This is a genomic window from Vibrio ichthyoenteri ATCC 700023, from assembly GCF_000222605.1.
GTDB lineage: Bacteria > Pseudomonadota > Gammaproteobacteria > Enterobacterales > Vibrionaceae > Vibrio > Vibrio ichthyoenteri.
In genome coordinates this window covers 50,667-69,059 of record NZ_AFWF01000092.1, presented here as the reverse complement: position 1 = coordinate 69,059, position 18,393 = coordinate 50,667, and the positions used below count along the sequence as shown (strand labels likewise).

The 18,393-nt window shown below is 44.0% G+C and carries 17 protein-coding genes; 12 read left to right on the top strand and 5 right to left on the bottom strand.

What is annotated here, in order from left to right; genetic code table 11:
- Positions 1 to 385 precede the first annotated feature (385 nt).
- The 8 genes from RH85_RS22590 (at position 386) to nqrM (ending at position 7,752) form a co-directional block, all read left to right on the top strand.
- Entirely contained in the window at positions 386 to 1,726 is a 1,341-nt protein-coding gene (locus tag RH85_RS22590) for a Na(+)-translocating NADH-quinone reductase subunit A (RefSeq protein ID WP_006711718.1), read from the top strand.
- Positions 1,727 to 1,729: 3 nt separating this feature from the next.
- Entirely contained in the window at positions 1,730 to 2,971 is a 1,242-nt protein-coding gene (locus RH85_RS22585) for an NADH:ubiquinone reductase (Na(+)-transporting) subunit B (protein WP_006711717.1), read from the top strand.
- The gene (locus tag RH85_RS08045; RefSeq protein WP_006711716.1) at positions 2,961 to 3,746 is read left to right on the top strand and encodes a Na(+)-translocating NADH-quinone reductase subunit C; all 786 of its coding nucleotides are present in this window, start codon (positions 2,961 to 2,963) and stop codon (positions 3,744 to 3,746) included. Before RH85_RS22585 ends, RH85_RS08045 begins: the two co-directional genes overlap by 11 nt.
- Positions 3,746 to 4,378 (top strand): NADH:ubiquinone reductase (Na(+)-transporting) subunit D, encoded by a 633-nt coding sequence (locus tag RH85_RS08040; RefSeq protein WP_006711715.1) that lies wholly within the window; start codon positions 3,746 to 3,748, stop codon positions 4,376 to 4,378. Before RH85_RS08045 ends, RH85_RS08040 begins: the two co-directional genes overlap by 1 nt.
- A 7-nt stretch (positions 4,379 to 4,385) precedes the next feature.
- Positions 4,386 to 4,982 (top strand): NADH:ubiquinone reductase (Na(+)-transporting) subunit E, encoded by a 597-nt coding sequence (nqrE, locus tag RH85_RS08035; protein ID WP_039948883.1) that lies wholly within the window; start codon positions 4,386 to 4,388, stop codon positions 4,980 to 4,982.
- A 29-nt stretch (positions 4,983 to 5,011) separates the two neighbouring features.
- A complete protein-coding gene (gene nqrF, locus RH85_RS08030; protein WP_006711713.1) occupies positions 5,012 to 6,238 on the top strand; it encodes an NADH:ubiquinone reductase (Na(+)-transporting) subunit F in 1,227 nt (408 codons plus the stop codon).
- A gap of 253 nt (positions 6,239 to 6,491) precedes the next feature.
- Positions 6,492 to 7,496, top strand: coding sequence for an FAD:protein FMN transferase (locus RH85_RS08025; protein ID WP_006711712.1), 1,005 nt, complete (start codon positions 6,492 to 6,494; stop codon positions 7,494 to 7,496).
- A 22-nt stretch (positions 7,497 to 7,518) separates the two neighbouring features.
- On the top strand, positions 7,519 to 7,752 hold the full coding sequence (gene nqrM / locus RH85_RS08020) for a (Na+)-NQR maturation NqrM (protein WP_006711711.1): 234 nt from the start codon (positions 7,519 to 7,521) through the stop codon (positions 7,750 to 7,752).
- 60 nt (positions 7,753 to 7,812) lie between these two features.
- Here the strand turns inward: nqrM and RH85_RS08015 are convergent, their stop codons facing one another.
- On the bottom strand, positions 7,813 to 9,027 hold the full coding sequence (locus RH85_RS08015) for a response regulator (protein ID WP_006711710.1): 1,215 nt from the start codon (positions 9,025 to 9,027) through the stop codon (positions 7,813 to 7,815).
- A 154-nt stretch (positions 9,028 to 9,181) separates the two neighbouring features.
- Between RH85_RS08015 and dinB the strand changes: the two genes are divergently transcribed.
- The 4 genes from dinB to RH85_RS07995 all read left to right on the top strand — a co-directional run bounded on the left by dinB (position 9,182) and on the right by RH85_RS07995 (position 13,232).
- Positions 9,182 to 10,249, top strand: a complete 1,068-nt coding sequence (dinB, locus tag RH85_RS08010; RefSeq protein WP_039948867.1) for a DNA polymerase IV — start codon at positions 9,182 to 9,184, stop codon at positions 10,247 to 10,249.
- A gap of 131 nt (positions 10,250 to 10,380) precedes the next feature.
- Entirely contained in the window at positions 10,381 to 10,860 is a 480-nt protein-coding gene (locus tag RH85_RS08005; protein WP_006711708.1) for a GreA/GreB family elongation factor, read from the top strand.
- A gap of 61 nt (positions 10,861 to 10,921) precedes the next feature.
- Positions 10,922 to 11,683 carry a YggN family protein gene (locus RH85_RS08000; protein ID WP_006711707.1) on the top strand — a complete coding sequence of 254 codons (762 nt, stop codon included), beginning with the start codon at positions 10,922 to 10,924 and terminating at the stop codon, positions 11,681 to 11,683.
- Between the two features lie 187 nt (positions 11,684 to 11,870).
- Positions 11,871 to 13,232, top strand: coding sequence for a sodium-dependent transporter (locus tag RH85_RS07995; protein ID WP_006711706.1), 1,362 nt, complete (start codon positions 11,871 to 11,873; stop codon positions 13,230 to 13,232).
- Positions 13,233 to 13,325: 93 nt separating this feature from the next.
- Here the strand turns inward: RH85_RS07995 and RH85_RS07990 are convergent, their stop codons facing one another.
- The 4 genes from RH85_RS07990 to RH85_RS07975 all read right to left on the bottom strand — a co-directional run bounded on the left by RH85_RS07990 (position 13,326) and on the right by RH85_RS07975 (position 17,617).
- On the bottom strand, positions 13,326 to 14,390 hold the full coding sequence (locus RH85_RS07990) for a succinylglutamate desuccinylase/aspartoacylase family protein (RefSeq protein ID WP_006711705.1): 1,065 nt from the start codon (positions 14,388 to 14,390) through the stop codon (positions 13,326 to 13,328).
- A complete protein-coding gene (gene rimK / locus RH85_RS07985) occupies positions 14,377 to 15,282 on the bottom strand; it encodes a 30S ribosomal protein S6--L-glutamate ligase (RefSeq protein WP_006711704.1) in 906 nt (301 codons plus the stop codon). Before rimK ends, RH85_RS07990 begins: the two co-directional genes overlap by 14 nt.
- Positions 15,282 to 15,725 (bottom strand): ATP-dependent zinc protease family protein, encoded by a 444-nt coding sequence (locus RH85_RS07980; protein ID WP_005592784.1) that lies wholly within the window; start codon positions 15,723 to 15,725, stop codon positions 15,282 to 15,284. The genes rimK and RH85_RS07980 overlap by 1 nt, the downstream gene beginning before the upstream one ends.
- Positions 15,726 to 16,144: 419 nt before the next feature.
- On the bottom strand, positions 16,145 to 17,617 hold the full coding sequence (locus tag RH85_RS07975; RefSeq protein WP_006711703.1) for an aminoacyl-histidine dipeptidase: 1,473 nt from the start codon (positions 17,615 to 17,617) through the stop codon (positions 16,145 to 16,147).
- Between the last annotated feature and the right edge of the window lie 776 nt (positions 17,618 to 18,393).

Genomic DNA, 18,393 nt, shown 5'->3' with positions numbered 1-18,393 from the left:
TGACCTTGTTAACAATGTGGAAACAAATATTCAATTGCAACAAAATAACAAGAAATGTTTCATTATGTTAATTGTCAATAATATTTTTTATGCTCACAACAAGTTATCGATGTGCGATGGGTCAAAATTATGATTATTCTTTGGCCTTTTAAACTCAATTCCTAGCATTTATTGACGCCATACCCCTGATTGGTCATGGCATCAGATTCGGAAATGATGATAGACTATCGCACCTGATAAATCTCACATGATGTATGTGAAGAAATTATTGCTAGGATGTTGCGATTTTGGCGATACGTAAGCGCCAAAACCGGACACTGATGTCGTGTCTAAAAGTTACGCAATTTAAAGAATCTTTTTCCCGATAAAAGTAGTGCAAGTGCGTATGATTACAATAAAGAAGGGTCTGGATCTTCCTATCGCGGGAACTCCTGCCCAGGTGATTAGTGATGGCAAAGCCATCAAAAAAGTCGCCTTGCTTGGCGAAGAGTACGTTGGCATGCGTCCTACCATGCATGTCCGCGTAGGCGATGAAGTGAAAAAAGCGCAAGTTCTTTTTGAAGACAAGAAGAACCCTGGCGTGAAGTTTACTTCACCAGCAAGCGGTAAAGTGATCGAAGTTAACCGTGGCGCTAAACGTGTCCTTCAATCTGTAGTGATTGAAGTGGCAGGTGAAGAGCAAGTAACTTTCGATAAGTTTGAAGCTGCTCAACTAAAAGGTTTGGATCGTGAAGTGATCAAATCTCAACTAGTTGAATCAGGTCTTTGGACTGCTTTACGTACTCGTCCGTTTAGCAAGGTCCCAGCAATCGAATCTTCTACTAAGGCTATCTTTGTTACTGCAATGGATACTAATCCACTCGCAGCACAGCCTGAGTTGATCATTAATGAGCAACAAGAAGCATTTATCGCTGGCCTCGAAATTCTCTCAGCCCTAACTGAAGGTAAGGTTTACGTTTGTAAATCTGGCTCAAGTTTACCTCGTTGTTCTCAATCAAATGTCGAAGAGCACGTTTTTGATGGCCCTCACCCAGCTGGTCTTGCCGGCACTCACATGCATCACCTATATCCGGTAAATGCTGAGAATGTGGCGTGGAGCATTAACTATCAAGACGTTATCGCTTTCGGTCAATTGTTCCTAACTGGTGAGTTGAATGTAGATCGTGTTGTTTCATTGGCAGGCCCTGTCGTGAACAAACCACGTCTTGTTCGTACCGTTGTTGGTGCAAGTCTTGATGAATTGACAGATAACGAGCTAATGCCTGGCGAAGTGCGCGTGATTTCTGGCTCAGTACTTAACGGTACACAAGCTGCAGGTCCTCATGCTTACCTTGGTCGTTACCATCAGCAAGTGTCTGTTTTGCGTGAAGGTCGTGAGAAAGAGTTGTTCGGCTGGGCTGTCCCAGGTAAGAACAAGTTCTCAGTAACCAAATCTTTCCTTGGTCATATCTTCAAAGGTCAGTTGTTTAACATGACAACGACAACGAACGGTAGTGACCGTGCAATGGTTCCAATTGGCAACTACGAACGTGTAATGCCGCTTGATATGGAACCAACATTGCTACTTCGCGATCTATGTGCAGGTGATACGGACAGCGCGCAAGCGTTGGGTGCACTTGAGCTGGATGAAGAAGATTTAGCATTGTGTACCTTTGTATGTCCAGGTAAATACGAATACGGTCAACTGCTTCGTGAATGCCTAGATACCATTGTAAAGGAAGGGTAATCCATGCTTAAAAAATTCCTTGAGGATATCGAGCATCATTTTGAGCCGGGTGGCAAACATGAGAAGTGGTTTGCGCTTTACGAAGCTGCAGCAACCCTTTTCTACACTCCGGGTCTAGTGACTCAAAAAAGCTCGCACGTTCGTGATAGCGTTGATTTAAAACGTATCATGATCATGGTTTGGTTCGCGGTATTCCCAGCAATGTTCTGGGGTATGTACAACGCGGGTGGCCAAGCTATCGCAGCACTTAACTTCCAATATGCTGGCCAAGAACTTGCTGACATCATCGCAGGTAACTGGCACTACTGGCTAACCGAAATGCTTGGCGGCACCATGAGTGCAGAAGCGGGTGTTGGCAGTAAGATGCTACTTGGCGCGACCTACTTCCTACCAATCTACGCGACAGTATTCCTTGTCGGCGGTTTCTGGGAAGTGCTTTTCTGTATGGTGCGTAAGCACGAAGTTAACGAAGGTTTCTTTGTTACTTCTATCTTGTTTGCACTTATCGTTCCACCAACTCTACCTCTATGGCAAGCAGCACTAGGTATTACCTTCGGTGTTGTGGTTGCGAAAGAAATCTTTGGTGGTACAGGTCGTAACTTCTTGAACCCTGCATTAGCAGGCCGTGCATTCTTGTTCTTCGCATACCCAGCGCAAATCTCTGGTGATGCAGTATGGACAGCGGCTGACGGTTTCTCTGGTGCAACTGCTTTGAGCCAATGGGCTCACGGTGGCGAAGGCGCTCTATTCAACAAAGTAACAGGTCAAACTATTACTTGGATGGATGCGTTCATCGGTAACATCCCAGGTTCAATTGGTGAAGTTTCAACGCTTGCGCTTATGATCGGTGCGGCAATGATCGTTTACATGCGAATCGCGTCTTGGCGCATCATCGCAGGTACGATGGTTGGTATGATTGTAGCGGCGACGCTATTTAACATCATCGGCTCTGATACAAATCCAATGTTTAGTATGCCGGCTCATTGGCACCTAGTTTTAGGTGGTTTTGCGTTTGGTATGTTCTTCATGGCAACAGACCCAGTATCAGCTTCATTTACCAACGGTGGTAAATGGTGGTACGGCATCTTGATTGGTGCGATGTGTGTAATGATTCGTGTAGCAAACCCAGCTTACCCAGAAGGTATGATGCTGGCGATTCTATTCGCGAACTTGTTTGCACCTCTGTTTGACCATTTGGTTATTGAGAAGAACATTAAGCGGAGACTAGCACGCTATGGCAAATAATAACGACAGCATTAAAAAGACGCTGAGTGTTGTTGTCGGGTTGAGCCTAGTGTGTTCAATCATCGTTTCAACAGCTGCTGTTGGTCTTCGTGACAAGCAGAAAGCGAACGCTATTTTAGACAAACAATCAAAGATCGTTGAAGTTGCTGGCATTGACACTGAAGGTCAGAATGTTCCTGCGCTATTTGCAGAATATATTGAACCTCGTCTTGTTGACTTCAAAACGGGTGATTTTGTTGAAACAGCGAAAGATGGCTCAACGGCAGCAAATTACGATCAACGTAAAGCTGCAAAAGATCCATCTGAGTCAATCAGATTAGATGCGCAAGATGATAAAGCGAAAATTCTACGTCGTGCTGACACAGGTATTGTATACCTAGTGAAAAGCGGTGATGAGATTTCTAAAGTTATCATCCCTGTTCACGGCACTGGCCTTTGGTCAATGATGTACGCGTTTGTTGCTGTTGAAACTGACGGCAACACCATCGCGGGTATTACTTACTACGAGCAAGGTGAAACTCCTGGACTTGGTGGTGAGATTGAAAACCCAAGCTGGCGTGCACAGTTCGTAGGCAAGAAAATGTTTGATGCAGACCACAACCCAGCAATCAAGATTGTTAAAGGTGGCGCTCCAGCAGGTTCTGAGCACGGTGTTGATGGTCTTTCAGGCGCAACACTAACCGCGAACGGTGTTCAAGGTACATTTGACTTCTGGCTAGGTAAAGATGGCTTCGGTCCTTTCCTTGCTAAAGTCCGTGATGGAGGTCTGAACTAATGGCTAGCGCAAAAGAAATTAAAAAGAGCATTTTAGCGCCGGTATTGGATAACAACCCAATCGCGCTGCAAGTGCTTGGTGTGTGTTCTGCACTAGCAGTAACAACGAAGCTAGAAACAGCTTTTGTTATGACACTAGCGGTAATCTTTGTAACTGCACTGTCTAACTTCTTTGTTTCTGTTATCCGTAACCACATTCCTAACAGTGTGCGTATCATCGTTCAAATGGCGATCATTGCATCTCTAGTAATCGTGGTAGACCAAGTGCTAAAAGCTTACCTATACGATATCTCTAAACAGCTATCAGTATTTGTTGGCTTGATCATTACGAACTGTATCGTAATGGGCCGTGCAGAAGCATTTGCTATGAAGTCTGCACCATTACCATCATTCATTGATGGTATTGGTAACGGTCTTGGTTACGGTTTCGTACTTATCACAGTGGCGTTTTTCCGTGAACTACTAGGTTCAGGTAAGCTGTTTGGTTTGGAAGTACTTCCATTAGTAAGTAACGGTGGTTGGTACCAACCAAACGGTTTGATGCTACTTGCTCCATCAGCATTCTTCCTAATTGGCTTCATGATTTGGGCTATCCGTATTCTGAAACCAGCACAAGTCGAAGCGAAGGAGTAAGGGCATGATTGAACATTACATTAGCCTATTAGTTAAATCGATTTTTATCGAAAACATGGCTCTATCGTTCTTCTTGGGTATGTGTACGTTTCTTGCCGTATCTAAGAAAGTTAAGACTTCGTTTGGTCTAGGTGTTGCAGTTGTGGTGGTTCTAACCATCGCGGTTCCTGTCAACAACTTAGTATATACCTACGTATTGAAAGAGAATGCATTGGTTGCAGGTGTGGATTTAAGCTTCCTTAACTTCATTACTTTCATCGGTGTTATCGCGGCACTTGTACAGATTCTAGAAATGATCCTTGATCGCTTCTTCCCACCTTTGTACAACGCGCTAGGCATCTTCCTGCCATTGATCACGGTTAACTGTGCGATCTTTGGTGGCGTATCATTCATGGTACAACGTGACTACAACTTTGCTGAATCTATCGTGTATGGTTTCGGCTCTGGTGTGGGCTGGATGCTGGCGATTGTCGCTCTAGCAGGTATCCGTGAGAAGATGAAATACTCTGACGTGCCTCCGGGTCTACGTGGTCTTGGTATTACCTTTATCACTGTTGGTTTGATGGCGTTAGGCTTTATGTCTTTCTCTGGTGTTCAACTGTAGGGTAAGCACCCATAAGTAAGGAATAAAAAATGCAAAGCATTATTCTTGGTGTAGCGATGTTTACCATTATTTTACTTGCTTTGGTTTTAGTGATTCTTTTCGCTAAATCTAAGCTAGTACCTACAGGTGACGTTACTATTTCAGTTAATGGCGATCCGGAGAAGAGCTTTGTGACTTCTCCTGGTGACAAGCTACTCAGCGCAATGGCAGGCAAAGGTATCTTTGTATCATCTGCTTGTGGTGGTGGTGGTTCTTGTGGCCAGTGTCGCGTGAAAATCAAATCTGGCGGTGGTGATATTCTACCAACAGAGCTTGATCATATTTCTAAAGGTGAAGCACGTGAAGGCGAGCGTCTAGCTTGTCAGGTAGCGGTTAAAGCCGATATGGAAATTGAACTTCCAGAAGAAATCTTTGGTGTTAAGAAGTGGGAATGTACGGTTATCTCTAATGATAATGAAGCGACTTTCATCAAAGAATTGGCTCTGGCAATCCCTGAAGGGGAAGAAGTTCCATTCCGTGCTGGTGGCTACATTCAGATCGAAGCTGAACCACACCATGTGAAATACGCAGATTACGATATTCCAGAAGAGTATCGTGGTGATTGGGATAAGTTTAACTTGTTCCGTTACGAATCAATCGTTAAAGAGCATTCAATTCGTGCTTACTCAATGGCTTCATACCCAGAAGAGAAAGGCATCATTAAGCTTAACGTGCGTATCGCAACTCCGCCGCCAAATAATCCAGACGTAGCACCAGGTGTGATGTCGTCTTACATTTGGTCACTAAAAGCGGGTGATAAGTGTACTATTTCGGGTCCATTTGGTGAGTTCTTCGCTAAAGATACCGACAACGAAATGGTCTTCATCGGTGGTGGTGCAGGTATGGCGCCAATGCGTTCTCATATCTTTGACCAACTTCTACGCCTTAAATCTAAGCGTAAGATGTCTTACTGGTATGGTGCGCGTTCTAAGCGTGAAATGTTCTACGTGGATGATTTCGATGGCCTAGCGGCTGAGAATGAAAACTTCGTATGGCACTGTGCACTGTCTGATCCTATGCCAGAAGATAACTGGGATGGTTACACAGGCTTCATTCACAATGTTCTTTACGAGAACTACCTACGTGATCACGAAGCGCCAGAAGATTGTGAATACTACATGTGTGGTCCACCTATGATGAACGCGGCCGTTATCGGCATGCTGAAAGATCTAGGTGTTGAGGATGAAAACATCCTTCTAGATGACTTCGGTGGCTAATTTCTACGTAATTGAAGCGCTAGCACCATCAGCTTGATAAATCCTCCCTAGCCATATAGAGAACTATGCGTCTAGGGAAGGATTGATTAGTTTTTTTGCTATCAAATCAATTGCTTGATTTTAGTGTTACGACACATTGATACATGGCTGGCTCTTGAGCTAGCCATTCTTTTTTCAGAATTAGTGAATATAAGATAGCTGATGAATATCAACAGCTACCCTATGTTTTCTAAACTACATTAGGGGTAAACGAGTGAAAAAGTGGCTTGTTGTCTTTGCTTCTCTATTGGTTCTAGCTGGCTGTGAAAAATCGGTCGAACAAGTTCATCTAAGCGGTCCAACTATGGGGACCACTTATAATATTAAGTATATTGAGCAAGAAGGTTTACCAACACCAGAAGTGCTGCAGACGGAAATTGACCGTTTACTGGAAGAAGTAAATGATCAAATGTCGACTTACCGTCAAGACTCTGAATTGAGTCGCTTTAACCAACATCAAACCAATCAACCTTTTGCTGTTTCTGCGCAAACTGCGACGGTAGTGAAAGAAGCGATGCGTTTGAACGGTCTGACTCTAGGCGCTCTCGATGTCACTGTAGGACCATTGGTAAATCTATGGGGTTTTGGTCCTGAAGCGCGCCCTGATGTTGTTCCAACCGAAGATGAGTTGGCGGCTCGTAAAGCTTACACCGGTATTCAACATTTATCCCTTGAGGGTAATGAGCTGTCAAAAGACATTCCTAACCTATATGTTGATCTGTCTACTATTGCTAAAGGTTGGGGCGTGGATGTTGTCGCCAATTATTTGCAAGCTGAAGGCATCCAAAATTACATGGTTGAGGTCGGCGGTGAAATGCGTCTGAAAGGCGTGAACCGTGAAGGGATAGGTTGGCGCATCGCGATTGAAAAACCAACGGTAGATGAACGTTCAATCCAAGAAATTATCGAACCTGGTGATATGGCAATTGCAACAAGCGGTGACTACCGTAATTACTTTGAAAGTAATGGTGTGCGATACTCTCATATTATTGACCCAAAAACGGGCTACCCGATCCGTCACAAAGTGGTTTCAGTGACCGTGCTTGATGCATCATCAATGACGGCTGATGGACTTGCTACCGGTTTGATGGTGTTAGGCGAAGAGCGTGGTATGCAAATCGCCAATGAGAATAATATTCCGGTGTTCATGATTGTGAAAACGGATGATGGTTTCAAAGAATTGGCTTCTGAAGCGTATAAGCCATTCTTAAATAAATAGTTAGCTAAGTGAGTATGCGATTATGAATACATTTCTAATTACTTTTGGTGTTTTTATGGCGGTTATTGCTGCGATGGCAGTGGGCTATATTTTCCAAAAGAAAGTGGTTAAAGGCAGCTGTGGTGGTTTGGGTACCGTGGGTATCGAAAAAGTGTGTAACTGCCCTGAACCTTGTGATGCGCGTAAAAAGCGCGAAGCCCGCGCAGCAGCTCGCGCTGAAAAGCTTGCCGCATGGGAAAAAGATCGCATCGCGTAATCTGACCTAAAATCAAAAAACCGGCCTTGATGCCGGTTTTTTATTATGTGCAGTGAAAGCTTAACTGGCGACCACTTGATTTCGACCTTGATCTTTGGCTAAGTAAAGTCGGTCGTCTGCGAGCTTGATTTGTGCGTCGAGGCTTTCTTGCATCATTGCCACGCCGATGCTGATGGTGACATTGATGGTTGTTTCTTGATAAGGAATGCTTGTGTTGGCAATCCGTTTGCGCAGTTTTTCTAAACGAGTAGCAAAGTCATCAAAAGAGCCACAGGCTTGAATACAAAACTCTTCTCCGCCAAATCGAGCTACCACTTCATCGGGGAAGTAGAGTTGCAAAATTTTCGCGACAGTCAGCAGTACTGCATCACCACCATCATGGCCATAAGTATCGTTAACGACTTTGAAGAAATCGATATCGAGCATAGCGATATTGCGCGCCGCACAGCCGCTACAAGCTTGGTTGAATAAGTAGCGACGATTCCAAAGGCCGGTTAACGCGTCTTGATTTGCCATTCTGTAGAGCTCGTTAGTTGCTTCTTTCATATTGAGCACTTGATGGACACGACAGTAGAATTCTTCGGGGTTAAACGGTTTATTGAGGAAGTCGTTTGCCCCCGCTTTTAGAAACTGCGCGGTTAGGGTGGGATCTTCACTGCCGGATAAGCCTAAGATTGGCAAACGCGTTCGGTCGCTTTGTTGGCGAATATCTCGAATCATCGCAATACCATCTTTTTCAGGCATGTCGTGGTCAGTAATGACAAACGTAATATCACTATCGTTTTGTAATATGTTTAACGCCTCTACGCCATTTTGAGCCTGGCTCGTCGCGATGTATTGATGCTCAAGTAATTGAACCACGTGGTTACGTACGGTTGCTGAGTCATCGACAACCAAGCATTTGTGCTGTTGGTTTTTTTCTAAGCGTTGAATCAACGGAAAAATATACGAGACGGAAGCAGTACTATCTTTGAGGAGATAATCGACCACACCCTTCGCCAGCATTTGTTCGCGCAATTCAGGATTGAAAAGGGCGGTGAGTACGATGACTTTATATTGGTGAGTAAGTGCTAACTCGATAACTTCGCCATCTTCTCCATCGGGCAAACAATAGTCGAGCACAGCGCAAAGCAGATCGGGTTTGGCGTCTAAAATGACTCGCGCTTGACGAATATTTTCGGCGGCAAAAACTCGGTAACCAGCTTGGCTTAAGAGTTGTTCGAGGTAATTGCGAAAGGTGAGGCTATCCTCAACAATTAAAACTTGGTTGTTCACGTAGTATCCATACTATCAAACTTGTTAATAGTTATCATAAAGCGTTATCGCCAATTGCTCTATGACTAAGGGCGCAGAATGAAGTGCGAATAAGATTTTTCTTCCTCGGAAATATTATTTATACTGTATTTTTAAACAGTGTAGTGTGGCGGTTATGACTTCGGAACGAGTGAGGAAAATTATTCATGTTGATATGGATTGTTTTTTTGCCGCAGTCGAAATGCGTGATAATCCGCAATATCGCGACCGGCCACTTGCGGTCGGTGGCAGTGAAAAACAACGTGGCGTGATCAGCACTTGTAACTATCAAGCTCGTCAGTTTGGTGTACGCAGTGCCATGCCAACAGCGCGTGCATTACAGTTGTGTCCTGACTTGTTGGTTGTGCGTGGCCGTATGGAGGTTTATAAGCAAGTCTCAAGGCAAATACGCGCCATATTCGAGCGTTATACCGCATTGATTGAACCACTTTCTCTTGATGAAGCTTATCTTGATGTCACTGACTCTACGTTATGTCGTGGCTCTGCCACGTTAATCGCCCAAGCAATTCGACAAGATATCGAACAGGAACTGAATCTCACGGCTTCAGCCGGCATTGCGCCGATTAAGTTCCTAGCCAAAGTCGCTTCCGACATTAATAAACCCAACGGTCAATGTGTTATTCCTCCGGAGCAAGTTCAGTCAGTGGTGGATAAACTGCCGTTGGAAAAAATTCCAGGCGTGGGTAAGGTGAGCTTAGAAAAATTACATCAAGCCGGTTTTTATCTATGCGAGGATATTAAAAAAAGTGACTATCGTGAGTTATTGCGTCGCTTTGGCCGTCAAGGTGAATCTTTATGGAAACGTAGCCACGGCATTGATGAGCGTGAAGTTGTGACTGAGCGCGAGCGAAAATCGGTCGGTGTTGAGCGTACATTTACTCACAATATTGTTAGCTATGATGAGTGTTGGCAAGTGATTGAGCAGAAGCTGTATCCTGAGCTGGAAGTTCGTCTGCTCAAAGCTAGCCCAGATAAATCGATCATCAAGCAGGGTATTAAAGTTAAGTTTGCCGATTTCCAGCAAACCACGATTGAGCATATCTATCCGCAATTGGAATTGAATGATTTTCGCCAATTGTTAAGCGAAGTTTTAAAACGCCAAAATGGCCGGGAAATCCGCTTGCTTGGGCTGAGCGTTATGCTTAAGCCTGAAGATCAAAGCAAGCAATTGAGTTTCTTTTGATAAAGCATGCTTGAGGTTGGAGTTAATCGCTGAGGATTTTGAGTTTATTTACGCCCGGGCTCTTGGTATCAGAGGGAGTGTGCTACTCTATAATCCTTAATTTCTATGTAGTCTTTTCAATCCACGTCATCATGCACAAACAGTCATTAGTTGCCGATATCATCGCCGCCCTTCAAGATAAGTTAGTTATCGCTCACTCCTCAACGCAAACCGCTATCGATGCTGCGACGGATGATCAAACCGTGTCTGAACATAAATACGATACCTTAGCTTTGGAAGCGGCCTATTTAGCTCATGGTCAAGCGATGCGAGTTCAAGAATGTGAGTATGAATTGAGTCTAATGCGTAATCTTCCTATCCGTAGTTTTACTGAGAGTGCTATTGGTGTTGGTGCCTATGTTGAGCTGGAGGATGAAGACGAAGTGAGTAAGTGCTTCTTTATTGCGCCTTGCTCTGGCGGTTTAGAAGTGGTGTCACAGCAGTGTTCAGTCTATTTGCTTACCTTGTTGTCTCCTTTGGGCAAAGCACTCAAAGGGAAGTTCGAAGGCGATGATGTGGTGGTTAAGATTGGCGATAAATCAAAGGCCTACCAAGTCGTGACAGTAAGCTAACATGTCTGATGTTGATTGATGGTATAGTAATAATAGATTCGGATAACGATTGAGTGACACCATGAACAAACAAATCATCAGCCTTTCTCTTATATTTCTGAGCGCGACCGGTTTTAGTGCCAATAGTCTTGCTGGGCAATGTCGCATCGATATCAAAAACCAGGTGACATTAGATGGTGAGAAGCTAGAAATTACCCATAGCGATGGTGACTCAGCGGTGGTTGATGGTGACAATAACTTGTTTATTGGTGGTGACAAGATTCAGCTTACAGCGGATCAGCAAGCTGCGATTGAGCAATATCGTCAGCAAATGAATGACTACCTGCCAAGAGCAAAACAATTGGCTGATGACGGTGTCGCGCTGGCGAATGACCTGATTGATGACGTAGCAACCAGCCTTGAAGCTCCAGGTGCTTTTGATGACGTAAAAACTGCGGTCAAAGATTTCTATGCTGATGTAGAAGCGCGTTATTACAAAGATGGTGATTTAATTTTGCCTGCTCAGAGTTTTGATGAAATGACGCAATCTTGGGCCAATGACTTTGCAAAAGCGAAAGAGATTTTCACCAGTGAATTTCTTTCAGATGCGATGGGTGTGTTATCAGAGAAGATGCAGCAAGATGGCGGCCTGAATTTAACTGAGCTCTCTGAAGGAATGTACGCACTCAAAGAGAGAGTCGAAAAGCGTATGGCAGAACATGCTGCTGAATCGCAACAGAAAGCGCAGGAGTTCTGTGAGTCTTTAGATCAAATGGCTGAACAAGAACAAGATGTATTGAAAAAAATCCCACAGCTAAAAGATTATCAAGTCTTTAGTATTTAAAGATTAAATGTTATCTCATTAGGGAGCCTTTCGGGCTCTCTTTTTTATTGTATGTATAAAAACGCTACAGTGAGATCCTCGGCTAATTGCGCGTTATATCAAAATAATTATCTAATACAGCTTGTGAATAATTCATTTTATCTATAATGTACTAGCTTACTAGTTCATTGATATTTGTGTGAGTGGTATGACACAACAACATTCTTCTGATCGCGAGCATTTTGGCTCTCGTCTTGGCTTTGTACTTGCCGCCGCTGGCGCAGCCGTTGGCCTTGGTAATATTTGGGGTTTTCCTACTCAGGCCGCCAGTAATGGTGGCGGTGCTTTTTTGCTGGTTTACCTAGTGATGATCCTTGTGGTCGCGTTCCCTATGCTGGTGGTTGAAATGGCGATCGGCCGCTATGGTCAAGCGAACCCTGTTGATAGCATGCGGTCATTGACTCACAATCCGTTGGGCAAAACCGTTGGTGGTTTTGTCGGGTGGGTAGGTCTAAGTGTCCCGTGTGCGGTATTGGCTTTTTACAGTATTGTTGGTGGCTGGTTGATTTGTTTCATGCTGGGCGCGATTACTGATATTTTTGGTCTGCAAGCGGCGACGGAGTGGTTTAAAGGATTTAGTGTAGAACGTAACCTGTTTGGTACTCTCGTTTTCTATGTTCTCACCATTTTGATTGTACAAGGTGGGGTAAAACAAGGTATCGAGAAATGGTCAACACGCTTGATGCCAGCTTTGTTTGTTTTGTTTGGTTTGCTGTTCGTTTACATCATGACGCAAAATGGTGCGATGGAAGGTTTGAAACACTATTTAGTGCCAGACTTCGAAAAAGTCTTTGATCGCAAACTGATTTTAGCTGCAATGGGGCAAGGCTTTTTCTCTTTGACCATTGGCGGTTGTTCAATGCTGATCTATGGCTCTTACCTTAGTAAAAAAGAGAATTTGCCAAAGATGGCGATGAACGTAACGCTGGTTGATACCGCTGTTGCCTTTATTGCTGGCCTTGTGGTGATGCCTGCGATGTTCGTGGCGATGCAAAAAGGCGTACAAATCTATGCTGAAGATGGCTCACTACTGAGCTCAGACACATTGGTCTTCACTGTATTGCCTTTAATGTTTGATAGCTTAGGCTTGCTTGGCCAAATTTTCTCAATCGCTTTCTTTTTACTATTAACAATTGCCGCGTTAACGTCTTCAATTTCTATGCTGGAGTGTCCGGTATCTCTTGTAGGGGAACGTTTTAATACCAAACGTGGGCCGACCAGTTGGGTGCTTGGTGGCATTATTGCTCTGTTCAGCGTAGTGATTGTTTATAACTTCGGTGCGATGTTTGGTTTAGTTGCGACCGTTGCGACCCAATATTTACAGCCAATGGCAGCACTGTTGTTCTGTTTGTTTGGTGGTTGGGTATGGAGCCGAAATGCCAAGATTAAAGAGCTTGAGCAGGGATGCCCTGAATTTAGCCAAGGCCTATTTGGTAAATTATGGCCGGCGTATGTAAAGTTTGTTTGCCCACTTTTGGTTGCAACCGTGATTTGGGCTTCATTCGGTTAATTGCAATGAATGAGCGATAAATTCAGCATACAAAAAAAGCCCGCGTGATTCGCGGGCTTTTTTATTAGCATGCAAAGCTCGGTATGTATGAGCTTAAGAGTGCGTATTGATTTGACCGGTCGTTAGCGGCTCTAAATCCGCATCGATGATCTCTTCAATAAAGTCTTCAACCACTTGTTCTACTTCGTCATCATCTTCTTCGAAGTAAGCAAGGTGGAAAATAGCGTCACCTTCATTGACCAAAGGCAGTGTTTGTTGGCCAATAACGATACCGCCTTTGCGTGCCGTTAGCTCAATTTCACTGTGACCCAATGGTGCACTGATGTACGCCAATACCTGGCCTTTATCTACTTTTTCCCCTAGTGTCACTAAGGTTCGTAGAATGCCATCGCTCTCTGCACGTAACCAACTGGTTGATTTTGCAATCACGGTATTTGGTAGCTTTTTACGGCTCGCACGTAACATCCCAATAGCTTGTATTACACGCTGTACGCCAATATAGCCGGCACTGATACAAATCGGCTCAAAGCGCAGAGCCTCGCCCGCTTCGTAAGTCAGCACAGGGATACCTAAACGTTCAGCTTCACTACGCAGCGAACCATCACGCAGGGGAGCATCCACTGTTACAGGTGTTGCAAACGCTTGGGCAATTCTTAGCGTTTCAGGGTTGCTCAGATCCGCACGGATTTGAGGCAAGTTGGTACGATGAATCGCACCAGTATGCAAATCTAAGATGTAGTCACAGCGTTTTGCTACTTGAGAGAAAAAGGTGTGCGCCATGCGTGAAGCTAGCGAGCCTTTTTCACTACCCGGGAAGCATCGATTTAAATCACGGCGGTCAGGCAAGTAGCGAGACTTATGAATAAAACCAAATACGTTCACGATCGGCACCGCAATTAGGGTGCCTTTCAGTTTGTTCACATCAATGGTGTTGATTAACTGACGAACGATTTCTACGCCATTTAGTTCATCGCCATGGATAGCAGCGTTAACCATCAATGTTGGACCAGCCAAATGACCATTGATGATTTCGACTGGAATCGATAAAGGAGAGTGAGTGTAAAGCTTGGCAGCTTCTAACTCGATTACCTTACGTTCTCCCGGTGCAACTGTTTCACCGAGAAATTCAAAAGCACGATTCTTTTTAGCCTTTGCCACGAGTTTTAGTCCTTTTGCTTGCCGCGTTTTTCTCAATAAATTCGACAATCATTCCAGCGATGTCCTTACCGGTAGCGGCCTCAATACCCTCAAGACCTGGAGATGAGTTTACTTCCATGACTAATGGACCACGGTCAGAACGAAGTAGATCGACCCCAGCCACATTTAGACCCATTATTTTCGCAGCAGAAACCGCAGTGCGACGTTCTTCTGGCGTGATTTTGATCAGTGACGCGCTGCCACCACGGTGCAGGTTAGAGCGGAACTCACCTTCAGCACCTTGGCGCTTCATCGCGGCAATCACTTTGTCACCCAGAACGAAACAGCGAATATCGGCACCGCCAGCTTCTTTAATGAATTCTTGTACCATGATATTGGCTTTTAGGCCCATGAAAGCTTCAACAACGCTTTCTGCCGCTTTGCGAGTTTCCGCTAGCACAACACCAATACCTTGAGTACCTTCAAGTAGCTTGATAACAACTGGCGCACCGCCAACCATTTCCAGCAAATCTTTAACATCATCTGGTTTGCTTGCAAAGCCAGTGATAGGCATACCAATGCCTTTACGCGATAGCAGTTGCATTGAACGCAATTTGTCACGAGAACGTGTAATCGCTACCGATTCGTTGATTGGGTAGACACCCATCATTTCAAATTGGCGTAGCACTGCAGTACCGTAAAAAGTCACAGATGCACCGATGCGAGGAATAATAGCATCGACACCAGAAAGATCTTCACCTTTAAAGTGAATTTCTGGTTTATCTGAATTGATATTCATGTAACAGCGAAGAGCATCAACTACTTTAACTTCATGGCCTCGAACTTCACACGCTTCGATTAGGCGACGAGTCGAGTAAAGATTCGCGTTGCGTGACAGAATACCAATTTTCATTATTTGTTTTCCTCAAACGGGATTAAAAATGATTCTACAGGATCGACTTGGATGCGGTGATGCATTGCAGTGCGACCTAATAACATACGAAAAGCCATGTTCTCGCGGTTGTTTAATGTGATTTCAATTGGCCAAGTTTGACCGCCGAGGCTCATCTCGACTTGAATCACATAGCGTTTTTCTTCATGACCACCAGAGTCACGAACAACGCGTTCATCGATAACTTTAGCTTCGCAAACGACTTCTACTTCCGTGTTGTGTTGAATAGGGTGCAGCCAAAAGCGTACCCATTGTGTCTCTTCCTTGTAAAAGCTCTCTACTTTGAACGCGTGTAAGCAAGAGGTTCTGGCGCCGGTATCAATTTTAGCGTTAATTTTATCAATACCAAGACATGGTAGGGACAGTGTTTCACACCAGCCTACGAGCAGTTTTTCTTTCTTCATCACAATTATTCAGTTCGTTGATATACAAAAATGTGTTGGTTTCATCGTCTGCCGACGAGAACTAAAATCTCTTCAGCAATAGCCAATAGAAATAGGCTAGTAAAGGGTTATGCCTGCAAATGAATATTTCAGTGCACAACGAAATACACGATTACCTAATACAGATTAGTATATGAGAGAAATAAGACACCCCAGGAAGGAGCGCTCCCAACATAACAACACGGTGTTATGGTGCTTGAAGAAGGCAAGATGGTTTGCCAAAGACGCTTCAAGGACGGGGACTGTAACAACCTGATATATCCGTGACTAACGAAAATAATTAGTAATGACGACAAAATATTTTTATCGTGGTCAGTAAAAAAGCCAGCTAATCCAAGCTGGCTTTTCGGATAACTTCTACTAATGATTCACTGAGTTGCTTATGCTTTCTCAGGGATATTTTCTAGTAGCGCCACCATTTGTTCCCAGAACAGCGCAACCGTGCTGATCTCAACTTTTTCATCTGGTGAGTGTGGGAATTTGATGGTTGGGCCGAAAGAAAGCATATCCATTTCTGGGTATGGTTCTTTAAATAGACCACATTCAAGCCCCGCATGGATCACCATGATATTTGGCTTGTGGCCATAGATGCTCTCATAAAGATCACGGAAGACCGCCATGATTTCTGAATCCGCATCTGGTTTCCAGCCTGGGTATGCGCCACTGAATGCCACATTCGCTCCAGCAAGTTCAGCCACTGATTTGAGTGTGCTTTCCACTTGCTGACGACCCGAGTCAATTAAAGAACGGATAAGACAAAGTACGGTGATTTTGTCTTCTTCAGTGACAATAACACCTACGTTTAGTGAAGTTTCAACTACACCAGCAATATCATCACTCATGCGAATAACGCCATTTGGAAGAGCGTTAAGAGTGGCAATGAAACGTTGTTGGCTTGCAATAGTAAAGACTTGAGCTTCAACTTCCATTGCTTGGTTAAAGCTTGCAATATCGGTTTCTACGCGGCCGAGTTCTGTGCGCAGTAACTCAGTGTAGAAATCAAAAAGTTCAGCCAGTTTTGTTTCGTTTTCAGCAGGTAGAGCAATCGTTACAAATGCTTCGCGTGGGATCGCATTACGTAGGCTACCACCGCGGAATTCGATCAGGCGGAGTTCAAGCTCTTGAGCGTGGCCAGCAAGGAAGCGACCCAATAATTTGTTTGCGTTACCACGGCCGGTATGAATGTCACAGCCTGAGTGACCGCCTTTAAGGCCTTTAAGCACTAATTGGCGCGTAACGTAACCAGCAGGAATCGCTTCACGAGATAGAGGCAGAGTGACTTCGCCGTCAATACCACCAGCGCAACCCATGTAAACTTCGCCTTCTTGCTCTGAATCCGTGTTAAGTAGAATATCGCCTTCTAACCAACCCGCTTCCAAGCCAAACGCGCCCGTCATGCCCGCTTCTTCATCAATCGTAAGTAAAACTTCGATTGGGCCGTGTTTGATATCTGTTGATGCCAGTACAGCTAGGCAAGAAGCCATACCAATACCGTTGTCTGCGCCTAGCGTTGTGCCTTTTGCAGTTACCCACTCGCCATCAATGTATGGTTGGATTGCATCAGTAGTGAAGTCATGCTGAGTATCTTCATTCTTCTGCGGAACCATATCAATATGAGCTTGAAGAACGACGCCTTTTTTATTTTCCATTCCCGGAGTGGCTGGTTTTTTAATAAAAACGTTACCGGTAGGATCTCGGCGAACATCGAAGCCTTGTTCTTGTGCCCAAGTTACAATGTACTGAGCGAGAGCTTCTTCATGTTTTGATGGATGCGCAATAGAACAGATCTTATCAAAGAACTGCCACAGTGGTGCAGGGGATAAGTGACTAATCTCAGAATGGAATTCAGACACGGATGACTCCTTATTTGGTACTGGGCGATATCATATTGGTTAACAAGTTATCCAACATAGGATGAAAAACTATAAATTGCCCATTAACTAGTGCGAGCTAGCATATCACTGTACTGAAGTAGAGAGTAGAGGTAAAAAAGCGATTTTCTTGTTGTACAAGATCGCTGCAAATAGTGGGATTTTTAGATAAGCAATCGTTTTCATTCTTGTGTGATATTTCAGCAACTCTCATTGCTAATTCTGTAATTAACTTACAGAATTCTCGTGATGCAGATCAATTATTGAAGTTTTTGTGACTTTTATCACCAATTTGCTTGTAATTTATTTTCTTTGGGGTATATTTATAACCAACTTCTAAAGCGAAGAAAAAATGCTCAAAGGATGAGTCCGATTTATCGCCTCCAAGGAACCGAGAAATCAATGTTTGTTATTTAATTAATTGATTTAAAAGGTGATAGTATGAAAGGTTTACCAAGTGCAATGTTCTGGATAAACAGCTCTGTTTATACGAGTAACTTTGTATACCCAACAAGTTTTGGCTATTAGTTTTTAGCTTGTTACCGAACAGTTTTGTTCACCCCTATTATTGGAATTTATTTACAGCTTTCTTTTTTAGCTGACATGATTCAACCGCCACTCAATTTGAGTGGCGTTTTTTTATCTGCAATATGTACATTTCTTAAACACCATCTGTATCTTTTCTTAAAGTGATCATTTAAAGCGCAATAATAGGCATATAAAAGAGGCTTAATAAGCTCTTCCTTGGCCAAAAACTG